Genomic DNA, 348 nt, shown 5'->3' on the forward strand with positions numbered 1-348 from the left:
GGCGGCACCCGCAACATTTCCGGCACGTCCAACCCGCTGGTCGAGCTGGAGCATGAGCTCGCCGACCTGCACGACAAGGAGGCGGCGCTGGTCTTCACCTCCGGTTTCGTTTCCAACGAAGCCTCGATTTCGACCATCGCCAGGCTCTTGCCCAACTGCCTGATCATCTCGGACGAGTTGAACCACGCCTCGATGATCGAGGGCGTGCGCCGCTCCGGGGCCGAAAAGAAGATTTTTCGCCACAACGACGTTGCGCATCTGGAAAGCCTGTTGCAGGCGGCAGGACGCGAGCGCGCCAAGCTGATCGTCTTCGAAAGCGTCTATTCGATGGACGGCGACATCGCGCCG

1 protein-coding gene is annotated in these 348 nt (G+C 62.1%); it reads left to right on the plus strand.

Features of this window, described 5'->3' with window-relative positions; genetic code table 11:
* Nucleotides 1–348 (plus strand): aminotransferase class I/II-fold pyridoxal phosphate-dependent enzyme (locus EOD29_RS30845; RefSeq protein ID WP_127248787.1); only part of this gene is annotated, 348 nt, incomplete at both ends.

It is taken from the genome of Mesorhizobium sp. M1A.T.Ca.IN.004.03.1.1, from assembly GCF_003997555.1.
GTDB lineage: Bacteria > Pseudomonadota > Alphaproteobacteria > Rhizobiales > Rhizobiaceae > Mesorhizobium.